Source organism: Gemella sp. 27098_8_155, assembly GCF_041433725.1.
Lineage (GTDB): Bacteria > Bacillota > Bacilli > Staphylococcales > Gemellaceae > Gemella > Gemella haemolysans_D.
Map to the genome: position 1 here is coordinate 1 of NZ_JAPWCA010000032.1, position 13,438 is coordinate 13,438.

6 protein-coding genes are annotated in these 13,438 nt (G+C 35.2%); 2 read left to right on the plus strand and 4 right to left on the minus strand.

Annotated elements, in window-relative coordinates; translation table 11 throughout:
* Both O5Y44_RS08590 and O5Y44_RS08595 read right to left on the minus strand, forming a co-directional pair.
* Window positions 1-7,388, minus strand: a 7,388-nt coding sequence (locus O5Y44_RS08590; protein WP_371465982.1) for a GEVED domain-containing protein, incomplete at its 3' end; no start/stop codon positions are given.
* A gap of 43 nt (window positions 7,389-7,431) precedes the next feature.
* A complete protein-coding gene (locus O5Y44_RS08595) occupies window positions 7,432-7,920 on the minus strand; it encodes a YSIRK-type signal peptide-containing protein (RefSeq protein WP_371465983.1) in 489 nt (162 codons plus the stop codon).
* A 727-nt stretch (window positions 7,921-8,647) separates the two neighbouring features.
* On the opposite strand from O5Y44_RS08595, the gene O5Y44_RS08600 reads away from it, so the two are divergent.
* Together O5Y44_RS08600 and O5Y44_RS08605 are read left to right on the plus strand one after the other, a co-directional pair.
* Window positions 8,648-9,079: a sigma-70 RNA polymerase sigma factor region 4 domain-containing protein gene (locus O5Y44_RS08600; RefSeq protein ID WP_271964983.1), complete on the plus strand. Its 432-nt coding sequence runs from the start codon at window positions 8,648-8,650 to the stop codon at window positions 9,077-9,079.
* A 226-nt stretch (window positions 9,080-9,305) separates the two neighbouring features.
* The gene (locus tag O5Y44_RS08605) at window positions 9,306-9,830 is read left to right on the plus strand and encodes a sigma-70 RNA polymerase sigma factor region 4 domain-containing protein (RefSeq protein WP_271964984.1); all 525 of its coding nucleotides are present in this window, start codon (window positions 9,306-9,308) and stop codon (window positions 9,828-9,830) included.
* A gap of 344 nt (window positions 9,831-10,174) precedes the next feature.
* Here the strand turns inward: O5Y44_RS08605 and O5Y44_RS08610 are convergent, their stop codons facing one another.
* Together O5Y44_RS08610 and O5Y44_RS08615 are read right to left on the minus strand one after the other, a co-directional pair.
* Window positions 10,175-11,515: an ISL3 family transposase gene (locus O5Y44_RS08610; protein WP_371465984.1), complete on the minus strand. Its 1,341-nt coding sequence runs from the start codon at window positions 11,513-11,515 to the stop codon at window positions 10,175-10,177.
* A 231-nt stretch (window positions 11,516-11,746) separates the two neighbouring features.
* Window positions 11,747-13,438: MiiA motif-containing surface protein (locus O5Y44_RS08615; RefSeq protein ID WP_371465985.1), on the minus strand; the 1,692-nt coding region annotated here is incomplete at its 5' end.

Sequence of the window (13,438 nt, forward strand, 5' to 3'; positions counted from 1 at the left end):
TCTCCATCTTCTGTTGGATTTCCTGGAATTACATTTCCTTCTTTATCTTTGAAGAATGTTTGAACTGGAGCGTAAGTGTGAACTGTATCTCCTTTTGAAGTAGTTGTTGTTCTTACTAGTTTGTAACCTGGAATGTTTTTAGGATCTTTTGTTCCTTCTTCAATTTCAGTTCCTGGAATTGGGTTACCAGCTTCATCTTCGTGTCTTGTAGTTACTTTTTCGTATACATATTCTGTATCTCCATTTGGAAGTTTCTTAGTTTCTACTACTTTGTATCCTGGAATGTTCTTAGGATCTTTTGTTCCTTCTTCTGTTGTTGTTCCTGGGATTGGGTTACCTTTTCTATCTACGTGTTTAGTTGTTACTGGTTCGTAGATGTGTTTAGTGTTACCTTTTTCATCAGTTTCAGTCTTAACAAGTTTGTATCCTGGAATAGTTTCTGATGAGTTTTTACCATCTTTAGATGGGATTAACTCTTTACCATTCTTATCAACAAATACTGTGTCTGGACGTACTGTTGGAGTGTAAGAAGCTTTGATTGTTTTACCGTTTTTATCTTTACGTACAACTTCTACCGGAGTAGCTGTTCCTACGAAGTTTGGTTCTGGAGTGAACGTTACTTTACCAGTCGCATCGATTGTGTAAGTTCCTTCTCCTGGTACTTTCTTCTCAGTTGTTCCATCAGTGAATGTTGGAGCTACTGTAGTGTCTACATCACCTTTGAATACTGGAGTATTAGATTGAGGTTGTCCTTTAGCACCTTCAGATACTACGTTTTCTGTAGTTGTTTTACCTAATACTGTTGGTGTGTATTTAGCTGTTACTGGTGTTCCGTTTTCGTCAACACGTTTAACTGTTACACCTGTTGCTTGACCTACGAAGTCTGGTTCTGGAGTGAATGTTACTACACCATTTTCATCGATAGTGTATGTTCCTTCTCCTGGTACTTTCTTCTCAGTTGTTCCATCATCAAATGTTGGAGCTACTTTTTCATCGATTGGTACTGTTATAGTTTTACCGTTTACTTTAGTAGTTCCTGGTGTGAATACTGGAGTCTCAGATTGAGGTTGTCCTTTTTCACCGATTGATGTTACATCTTTACCTGTTGGTGTTACTGGTAATACTACTGGAGTGTATTTAGCTGTTACTGGTGTTCCGTTTTTGTCAACACGTTTAACCGTTACACCTGTTGCTTGCCCAGTGAAGTCTTTATTTGGAGTAAATGTTACAGTTCCATCTGGAGCAACTGTGTAAGTTCCTTCTCCTGGTACTTCTTTAGTAGTTGAACCATCTTCGAATGTAGCTGGTTTAGTATCATCAAGTTCTACAGTTTTTTCTACACCGTTAACTGTTGTTTTACCTGGTGTGAATTCTGGTTTACCTGTTTGTTTAGCACCTTGAACATCAGTTGTAGTTACACCTTCTGCAGTTGGTGTTACTGGTTTAACTGTTGGTGTGTATTTAGCTGTTACTTCTGTTCCGTTTTTATCAACACGTTTAACTGTTACTCCACTAGCTTTACCTGTGAATTGTGGTTCTGGAGTGAATGTTACTACACCATTTTCATCGATAGTGTATGTTCCTTCTCCTGGTACTTCTTTCGTAGTTGAACCATCGTCGAATGTTGGTTTAACAGTTTCGTCGATTTCTACAGTTACTTCTTTTCCATTAACTGTTGTTTTACCATCAGTAAATACTGGTTTTCCTGTTTGTTTAGCACCTTGAATATCTTCTGAAATTGCATCTTTTGATGTTGGTGTTACTGGTTTAACTGTTGGTGTGTATTTAGCTGTAGCTGGAGTTCCGTTTGTATCTTTACGTTGAACTTCAACACCTTGTGCTTTACCTGTGAAGTTTGGTTCTGGTTTAAACGTTACTGCTCCTGTGTCTGGGTCAATTGTATATGTTCCTTCTCCTGGTACTGTTACTGATTTTTCATCAGTTGGTTCACCGGTTTCTGGATCGATTAATTTAGCTGGTACAGTTGGATCGATTGGAGCTTTTTCGTGTCCTTCAGTGAATGTTGGAGTTCCGCTTTGCTCTTGACCTTGTACACCTTCAGAAGTTACCCCTTTAGCAGTTGGTTTAACAGGCGTGATATTCGGAGTATAAGTTGTTGTTACAGCTGTTCCGTTTTTATCTTGCGCTTGAACTGTTACTGGTTGAACTGGACCTGCGTAAGTTTTATCTGTTGGAGTGAATACTGCAACTGGATCTTTACCGTCTTCTTTAACAAGAGTATATTTACCAATTACATTTCCTTCTGGATCTTTAGCTGGTACTTCTGGTGCTGGTTGTCCTTTTTCATCTAATAATGTGTAAGTATCTGGATCAATATCTACAGATTTTTCTGTTTTAGCTCCTGTTACCGGGTCTTTAACAACCGCTGAACCACCTGTAAATTTAACTGGTTGGCTTTGAGTTTGACCTTGAATATCTGAAGATACTGACGGTTCTGCTTTTGGAGAAGTTCCTACTACTGTTGGTGTAAATGTACCAGTTGCTGGTGTTCCATTTGTATCAACACGTTTTACAGTTACACCTTTAGCTTTTCCTACGAAGTCTGGTTTTGGTTTAAAGTGAACAGTTCCATCTGGATCTACTCTGTATGTTCCTTCATCTGTTACAACTTCAGTAACTTCTTGACCTGTAGTTGGATCAATTAGTTTAGCTGGAACAGTTTCATCGATAGGAACTTCTTTGGTTACACCATCGATATCTGCTTTACCACCATGGAATCTAGGTGTTCCACTTTGCTCTGCACCTTGGATATCCACAGTTGTTACATCGTCCCCTTCTGGATCAGCAGGTACTACTACCGCTGTGTAGTCAGCTGTTACCGGTGTTCCGTTTGTATCTTTACGTTGAACTTTTATCGGTGTTCCTTTACCTGTGAATTGAGGATCTGGTTTAAATGTCACTTCTCCAGTTTCCGGATTAACTGTGTAAGTTCCTTCTCCATCAATTGTTACTGAATCTACTGGTTGACCAGTTTTTGGATCGATTAGTTTAGCTGGTTCTTTAGTATCGATAGGTACTTCTACTTCTTTTCCATCAATTGTAGCTTTACCAGGTTTGAATTCAGGAGTTCCTTTTTGTTCTGCTCCTTGAATATCTTTTGTGAATGTATCTACACCTTTTGGTGTTACTGGTTTAACAGTTGGTGTGTAAGTAGCTGTTGTTGGAGTTCCGTTCGCATCTTTCGCTTGAACTGTTGCTGGTACTGGAGTACCTGTAAAGTCTTTATTAGGTGTGAATGTTACTTTTCCTGTTGTTGGATCGATTGTGTATGTACCAACTTCTTTTCCGTTAGCGTCTTTCGCTGGAATTGTTGTTGCATCAGTTGGTTGTCCAGTAGCTGGATCGATTAATTTAGCTGGTTGAGTAGCGTCGATCTTCATAGGAACTTTGGCATCACCTGGTGTGAATGTTGGAGTTCCTTCTTGAGGTTGTCCTTGTGCACCTTCAGTTGTTGTTGGTTTTCCTGTTGGTTCTACTGGAGTGATGTTTGGAGTGTAAGTTGTTGTTACTGGAGTTCCATTTGTATCTTTAGCTTGGATAGTAACTGGGGCAACTTCTCCTGCATATGTTTTATCAGTTGGTGTAAATACCGCAGTTGCTTTACCGTCTACAACTTTAAGTGTGTATGTACCGATAACATCTCCTGCTGGGTTTTTAGCTGGTACTGATGTAGCCGGTTGTCCATTTTCACCTAATAATGTAAATGAATTAGGGTCAAGTGGTACTTCTTTTTCAACACCGTTAACTGTTGCTTTACCAGGTTTGAATGTTACTTCTTTAGATTGTTCAACACCTTGTACATCAGTTGTTTCAGCTGGGTCTGCAGTTGGTGTTACACCTACGATTGTTGGAGTATAAGTTGTTTTAACTTTTGTTCCATTTTCATCTTCTGCTTGTACGTTAGCTGGTTGTACTTTACCTGTGTATTCTTTGTTAGTTGGTGTGAATGTTACTTTGTTAGTAGCTGGGTCAATTGTGTATTCCCCTACTTTGTTTCCTTCTGGATCTAAAGCATCTACTGGAGTACCTGGCGCTACTGGGTTACCTGAAGCATCAAGTAGAACCGCTGAGTTAGCTTTAATTGGTACTGATTTTTTAACACCTTCTACTGTTGTTTCTCCAGGTGCAAACGATACAGTTCCATCTTGTGGTTGTCCTTGGATACCTGAAGATTCCGCTGGTGTTGCCGTTGGTGTTACACCTACGATGTGTGGAGTGTAAGTTGTGTTTACTTTAGTTCCATTTTTATCTTCTGCTTGAACTTTAGCTGGTGCAACTTTTCCAGTGTAAGTTTTATCAGTTGGTGTGAATGTTACTTCACCTGTCGCTGGATCAATTGAGTAAGTACCTACTGGAGTTACTCCATCTTCAGCGTATGCTGGAGTTGTTTGTCCAGGTTGAACTTCATTTCCTTCTTTATCTAGAAGTTTGTGAGAGTTTTCTTTAATTGGTACTTCTGCATTTCCTGCTGTGAATGTAGGAGTTCCTTTTTGAGTTTCACCTTGTACTCCTGCTGAGTCTGTTGGTTTAGCTGTTGGTTCTACAGCTGTTACTGTTGGAGTATATTTTGTAGTAGCTGTAGCTGTCACAGTTTGACCATCTTTATCTTGACCTACTGGTGCTGTTAATGTTACATCAACACCTGTTGCAGTTCCTTTGAATGTTGGAAGTGGTTGGAATGTTACTTCACCTGTTGTTGGGTTGATTGTGTAAGTTCCTTCTCCATCTACAGTTACAGAGTCAACTTTAGCTCCAGTTTTTGGATCTACTAATTTAGCTGGGTACTGTGCAGTTGGTGTTACTGGTGTAGCCGAATCACCTTCTGTTTTGAATGTTGGAGTTTTCTTCTGTTCTTTACCTTGAACATCTGTTGATGTTTCTGGATCTGCAGTGATTTCTTTTGGAGTTACTGTTGGAATGTATACAGCATCCATAGTTTTTGTAGTAGTTGTATGCGTACCATCATTGTTGTTTTCAAGACCGTTTTGAGCTGTTAATGCAGTCCATCCAGTAGATTCACCATTTGAATCTACAGCACGTAGTGCGATACCATCAGCTTTACCTACGAAATTAGCTTCTGGAGTAAATGTAACCTTATCATCTGTTACTGTATATGTACCTTGACCTGCTTTAGTGTATGATTTAACTAGATTTCCACTAGGATCTACGATCATTACACCTTCAGTTTGAACTTTCTTAGTAGTTTCTGCGCTGATTACGTTACTTTGCTCAGTATACTGAATTTTACCGTATGAGTTGAATGTAGTTTTTCCGTTGTTAGAACCTAGGTCAGATGCATCGTCACCCAATGGTCTTGTTCTGAACTCGATACCAACTGATTGAGTTTCACCTTGTTTACCTGTAGTTTCTTCTTTATCTCCACGAGGTGGGTGAATTACTTGAATTTGGTTATCTTCTACTTCCCCAGAGTATGCAATCCCTACAGGTTTTTCTACTTGAGATTCATCTTTTGCGATACGAACACGGAAGTTTACTACATCTTTAGTAGTGTCCACTACTTGAGTGTTTGTAAATGTAAGTTCTACTTCTTGGTCTTTTCCTGTTACTGTAGCGATATTAGATTCTTCACCTTTATCAAATTTACCATTTCCATTGAAGTCAATAAATCCACGCACGTATGCTGGAGCAACTGTACCTGTGTAGTTGTCATTACCGTTTGCTGAAGCAAGAACTTTAACTTTATAAGTATTATCCGGACCTTTAACTAATTGGACTTCTGGACGTCCTGTATCTTTGTTGATATGTACATTATCTGGAGCAATAAGTTGATCTACACCTTCATCTCCATTTTCTGTAGCATCATCAGAACCTATTCCACGTACATGAGTACCTGGTGCAGAGTCGATATCCGCTTTTACTTTACCTAAGTATGGTTGTTGGATTTGTTTAATTGCTTTTGTATCATAATCAATAGATTGTGTTCTTAAGTAGTGTTCAGCCATTCCATAAGATTCTGGAAGATCTCCGAAGTCAGAGAACTTGATACCAATCATAGAAGATTGTTGTCCAGAAGACATGATATAAAATCCTACTTCAGTTACGTTTGCCGTAGATAATACTGGAGTTCCAGATCCATTTTGATTTATGTAACCTCCAAACACTTGTGAACCTAGACCTGCAGTAGCTGCATCAGGAGTCGCAAATTTTTTACCACTTAGAGCATTATAGAATTTTTCATCTTGCCATTTAAGGATAGCAGTTTTACCACCATTCATATCTTTAAATTGATCAAGAGGCTTATAGGCATTTTTATTTGAACCATAACCAACAATCGCCGCTAAGTCCCATGGAGTACCATTAGTTGTATAAATTTCAGACTCAAGAGGTCCGATATCTTCCCCAGAAGTCATAATGATACCAGGTTTTACAGGTTTACCGTTATAAGTTGCTGTTACATCGAATTTAACCCCAGCTGCTTGACCGTTTTGAGGTTTACCTGCAGGGTTTGTTCCTGCAATCGTTGTTTTAGCTTTACCACTTGTCAGACCAGCATTAGCAACGTGAGTATATCTGTTTTGAGGATTTGCTCCAAGTCCTGTTGCACCGTTAGCTGGGTTGAATTGGTTTTCTTTGTCTGGTTGGTAAGAACTTGCTAAATCAGTTCCTGCAACACGATCTTTGAATATTTCAGTTGATTCGAACGGTTTTAGTTCTTTAACTCTCATCGTAACAATATAACCAGGAATTAATTCTTTTGTATATGTTGATCCGATTTGAAGTTGATTATTTGCGTTTAATCCTGTCCATGCACTCGTATCTCCAAAATCTAACCATTGGATTTGGTCATTCAAGTCTTTGATTTCTTTTAGGTTTTCTTCTTTAGTTTTAACTTTGATATCTGATAATGAAGAATAATCATGATCTTCTAACCATTTTTTACCTGTTTCAGTCGAAGCATCTTTAAGAGTTGTTGTTGCTTCTGCTAATACTGCTTCGAATTTACCATTACGTTTAGCTCCAGCGTTCTCTAACTCTGTGTAAACAGCTTTAATAGAGTTGCTTAATTCTGCTAAACTTTTAGCGACTTGTTCTTTAGTAGCTTTGTCATTTCCTAGTAATTCTTTAGCTAGTTTTAAAGCTTCTTCGTTTTTTACTACTGCAGCTTGTACTGCTGGTTTTGCTTCTACTTTTAAGTCTTTTTTAGCTAATTCAGTTTTAGCAAGTTTGTTAGTTACTTCTGCTTCTGAAGCTACTTGAACTAATTCTTTTTTAGCTGTTGCTACTTCTTTTTCTTCTTTAGTAGCTGTTGCTTCTTTAGCTTTTTGTTCAGCTTCTTTTTTCTCTTCTAATTTTTTATCGAAAGCTTGAGTTTTAGCTTCTGTTACTACTTGGCTTAAAGCTTGCACTGCTTGAGCTTGTGCATCTACTTCAGCTTGTGTAGCTGCTTCGTTAGCTAATACTACTAGCTGCTGCTAATGCTTCTTTTGCTGCTGCTACAGCTGCTTTATCAGCGTCTTGAGCTGATTTTAATTTTTCTTCTAGTGTAACAATACTTGCTTTTAAGATTTCTTTTTTAGCAGTTTCTACTTTTGGAGCTTCTGGTTTTGCTTCTGCTGCTTTTGGAGCTTCAGTTTTCGGTACTTCTGCTCCTACTTTTTCTGCTACTGCTGAAGCAACACTTTCTTTAGTAGTTTCTACTACTGGTTTTGCTTCTGCTTTTGGAGCTTCCTCTGCTTTTACACCTGCATTTGTTGTATTATCTGCAGTTGTGTTATTTGATACTTCCTCAGCAGCTTGTGATACTGCTCCAGCACCAAAAAAGATACTTGCACCAATTACTACCGATGCAGTACCGACTTTAAACTTCTTAATAGAATATGATTCTACTTTTGTACCTTGTTTGGTATCTTTTAAATATTGGTTATTTTTTCCTACCATTATTTTCCTCCTTTATGTATACTTGAACAGCCTTTTATTGAATATTTAATCTTACTCGTACCTATAAAATAAAACTTTCGGTTCTATCTTTTTGGTTGTTTCGATATCAAGACAGATAACTCTACCTCTTAATATGTCTCCCCGATTTTATATTCATTTTTTGCTATTCTTCATCTTTTTGTTATTATTAGTAAACTCATGATGAGAAATCCATTTGAATTCTTACCACCATTTTACCTTAATTTAATTTTTTTGTCCATAAAAATGACTTATAAATTCTCAAAAAATTTTTAAAAATATTACTTTTAGTTACTTTAATTTATTTTAATACTAATTTTGACTATTACAATTGTACAAAAACAATAATTAATAGCCTTTTTAGCAACTTTATATTACTTACAATATACTGACAATCAATATAAACATAAGTGATACTATAACCATTATTTTTTACTTTGTAAAACAATATGCTAACTGTATTTATGTCTATTTTTGTAGACAGTTATACAATTTTTAAAAGAGAAAACATTTACAAAATATTTCACTATTATTTTTATCATTAACATTCCTTTAAACTTTATTAATTATTCATATATTTTATTTTAGCAATTCTAAAAAATCTCTATAATTACTCTAGGTTATCATTTACTATTTTTCTGTAAATCTGTTATAATCATTATCCCCTAAAAACCCCCTTACTTCATTTAATTTCAAAGGAGAAAATATTATGAAAATCTATAAAATAAATAAAAACCAGGAAATTGAGGTTTCTGATAAAATATATTCATCTATTTGCTATATGAGCTACAAGGTTAGGCGTGCGAAAGCAAAAGATAAGAAGTATAATCTATTTTTCATATATGCATTCGATACAGAAGATAGTGACGGGGAAAATCTAATTAGGGATAACTCTCCATTAACAGATGAGATCGTAATTACTAATGATATTTATAGAGCATTATATGATGCACTGGCTACTTTATCAACAGAAGATCAACTTCTTCTTGTTGATTTATTTATAAAAGAGCAGTCTATACGTAGTATTGCAGACAGTAAACACTGCAGTCCTATGACTATCTGTCGACATCGAGATAAACTTTTCAAAAAACTCGCTATATTACTGGAAAAATATAAAGATAATATTATCGTAGAAAATTAGTACAATATGAACATTTTGTGAACTTTCACATAATTTTTGTTACAAATAGCAAAAAAACACACTATATATAGTGAAGGGGACTTTTTTCGTAAGGGGGTAAATTCATTTATATTTTACAATATAATTATTTCCTACGTTACTTCTATTTCAATATAGATTTCTTTTCATAATTGTCTTTATAAAGAAGATATTTGTATAGAGAGTGGCACTTAGGAGGTTTTTTATTATGAAAAAAACACTATATTTAAACGATAGGGAGACAGAATCTTTTTACGAATTGCTTGAAGTTAAAAAAGACTTAATTACTATGGCGCTTTATAAGGTTAACATACCTAAAAAACTTCATCATGAATTTTACAATTATGGACTTGAAGGTTTATTGGTTAGTTTTTTAATCTTAAATGAAGGGAAAATTGAAGAAAAAGACTTCGACCGATTCGCTTTCACTACCATTAAAAGAAAATTAATCGATGAAATCCGCTATAGAAACAAAGATAAGAGTGTACCTTTAGATATTTTTGACAATAACAAATTAGACTCTACGGATGATAATTATTCGCTAGTGTATATACAGTTGTTCGAATATTTAAAAGATGCTCTAGAGGAGCAAGAAATGAAATTTTTCTGCGAATTTATAAAAACTTTGAATATGAAACAAACCGCAAAGGCAATGGATGTCTCATTAGCCACGGCATATAGAATCCACAAACGTGTAAAGGGAGTTTGTGAAGAATTTTTATTAACTAAATAGAATATATTATTGGCCACTCTCTATGTGAATATCTAATATATATAACTCCTATCATACAAAATAGTAAACTGACTTCATTTCGTCAGTTTTTTTGTTTGCCTATAGGAAAAAAAGCAAATGTAAGGACTCTTGTACCTGATTTTCTGATGAAGATGCCCCAGACTATCATGAAATCATCTTTAGACATTAAAAGATATTCTCAGAAATAACATAACCTTAATGATAAAGTATAAAAAAGCATCCCATAAGTAGTCCAATCTCGTTAATAAATCATAAAAAGACACCCTCGAAAATTATTGGCTCTTTGTCAAATTCGGGGCATGGAGAAAAATAGGAAATGAGATCTAGGCAGCATTTTGCTGCTTAGATTTTTTCTTACTTTCACTAAGTTTAACATTATTTTTATATTCAGAAACAAATAATCTAGACATAATTAAAATACGTAATCTGAAGTTACTAAAGCTAGAATATCCATAAGATACTCTCTTTAGTAGTTTTATTTTATTATTAAATCCTTCTAATGGGCCATTAGAATACACATATTTAACAGCGTTAATCATATATTCTTTGTGCTTTTTCATAGTATTTATAGCTTTAGCTACACCTTTAGATAATCCTTTAGTATCCATACCTATATATTTCTCTAATTCTACAGAATCTTTAGCCTTAATAGCTTCTCTTATCTCATGAACTCTCTCATAACTAGCTGTAAATTCAGCATCTATAGCTAATATATAATCTAATACCTCTTTTCTAGTTACATAGCGTTTAAAGCTTCTAGAATAGAATATTTTAGTTGAATTTACTTTATCTCTATCTTCTAATATTACTTTCCAGAAGTTCTTTAGAATAGTGTAAGTAGAACCTTTTTTACTCTTATATTGATTCATTAGTTTTACTCTAGCTTTGTTTAATTCTCTATTAATATTTTGCACCATATGGAATCTATCTATTATTATCTCAGCGTTAGGAAACATCTCTCTAATCATATTAATATAAGGAGGGTAAATATCTATACAGATCGTTTTTACTTTCTTTCTTATTTTTCTTGGATATCTCATAAAGTATTGTTTTAATATATGTTGTGTTCTACCATCTACAATATCTATAAAGTCATGTGTTCTAGCATCTAAGAATACGAAACTCATTCCATTTTTACTATCTTTAGTTGATTTTATTTCATCGAAACACAGGTGTTCTGGTAAGCTTGAATAAGTATTAACTTCTACAGCTTCTCTACATGATTTCATTACTCTTACTACTGTAGATACTGATACATTACTTAATTCAGCTATATCTTTAAATGATAGTGTCTTAGAAAGATTCTTCATAATGTGGAATATAAGATTTTTAGATATACTGCAGTGCTTTTGTACAAATGATGTTTCAGCACAAAACTTAGAATTACATTCTCTACATTTAAAGCGTTGTTTCTTTAATCGTAGATATGTAGGGCATTCTGATATCTTTAATAAAGCTACTTTTAATGGATCTGTGAATCCATTTTTAACTATATTATTTCCTTCTTTTATACAACCACAGTTTGTACAACACTTTGGATTGTATGATAAAGTCCCATGAAATACGAATGTATCTTGACCATCTACATTAATTAAATCAAGTTTATCATCCATAGTTATATTTTGGTCTTTTATTAATAGTAAATTTGTGATAAAATTATTCATGACAAATATCCTTTCTTAGTTAATTATTTTTCTACACTTTAATTATATTGGATATTTGTCTTTTTATATATAAAAATTGAAATCCGGGGCTGGAATTTTTCCATGCCCCGGATTTAGTATACAACCAAATTATTCAGCCTCGTTAATAAAGTATAAAAAAACACCCTCGAAAATTATCGAGAGTGTCTTCATTTTTAAGAGTTTTGTTTAGTATTTTTCTTAAATTTCAAATTAGTTTTTGTCGTTTTTACGACGAGCTACCGCTAGTAATCCACCTAGGATCGCTAATCCTAATCCTGCTAAGCCAGTATTAGTTTCTGTTGTACCTGTGTTTGCTAGACGTTGCCCTAATTTAGAGTTTGCTTTTGGCGCGTTGTCAGAAGCTCCGTTGTTTCCACGTGAAACATTTGTAGAGTCATCTTCTTTATTTCCACCATTGTTATTAGAACCTTTAGCTACTACTAATTTTTCTGCTGGGATTACTACTACTCTTCCATCTGGATATACGATTGTTGTTTCTCCAGTTGCTGAGATTGTAATCTTAGCTTCTTTTAGTTCTGGATTTGCTTTGATTAAAGCTTGTTTCACAGTTTCTTTTTCTTCATCTGTTAAGTTCATTAGATCTCCTACTTGAACTCTTTCAGGGAAGTTGATTTCTGCTGAAGCATTTACTGATGGAGCTTGTGCTTCTTCTTTTTTGAAGATATCTTTAGCTAAGATTGTGTAAGATTTTCCATCTTTAAGGATTACTGTCGCATTTCCTTTCGCATCGAAGATAATTTCTGCTACGTTTGGATTTGCTGCTAAGATTTTATCTTTAGCACCTGCTTTGTCTGCATCTGTCAGATTATCTAAGTCTGCTACAACTTGTTTTTCGAAATCAAGGTTGATGTTTTCACCATTATTTTTAGCTGCTACATCTTTCTCGTCTTTTACTAATTGTTCAGCTGAGATCGTTGCTGTTACACCGTCTTTAGTTGTTACAGTCGCATTTCCTTTTGCATCTACTACTACGATTGCTCCTGGGTTAACTTCTTCTACCGCTGCTTTAATCTTAGCGATTTCTTCTGGTGTTAAGCTGTCTTTGTTAGCTACTAATGTTCTTGCTGCTGGTGTGTTGATTCCACTTTGTGCAGCCGCATCAGTTACTTTATCAGCTGGAATTACTAGTTTAGAAGCTGGAATTACTGCTGTTTTTCCATCTTTAGTTGTTACTGTCGCATTTCCTTTGTCGTCAACTACTACAGTTGCACCTGGATTTACTGCTTCTACCGCTTTCTTAACTGCTTCTTTTTCTGCATCTGTTAGAGCATCTTTATTAGCTACAGCTGTTCTTGCAGTTGGTGTATTGATGTCATTTCCTGCGTTTTCTTTCCCTAGGTCTGATTCTGTTTTAACTAAGTCTTTTCCTGGGATTACCGCTGTTTTTCCATCTTTAGTTGTTACTATCGCATTTCCTTTGTCATCAACTACTACTGTTGAGTCTGGATTTACTTCTTTTACTTTCGCTACGATTGCCGCTTTTTCTTCGTCAGTTAATGCGTTCGGATCTTTTACTAGTGTTTTGTCCGCTGGTTTAACTACGTCGTTTCCTGCATTTGGTTTCGCTGCGTCTGCTTCTGTTTTAACTAAGTCTTTTCCTGGAATTACTGCTGTTTTTCCTTCTGGTGTTGTTACTGTTGCGTTTCCTTTATCATCAATTACTACAGTCGCACCTGGATTTACTTCTTTCACTTTCGCTGCGATTGCTGCTTTTTCTTCGTCAGTTAATTTTTCTAGATCTTTTACTAGTGTTTTATCCGCTGGTTTAACGATGTCGTTTCCTGCGTTTGGTTTCGCTGCGTCTACTTCTGTTTTAACTAAATCTTTTCCTGGGATTACCGCTGTTTTTCCATCTTTAGTTGTTACTGTCGCATTTCCTTT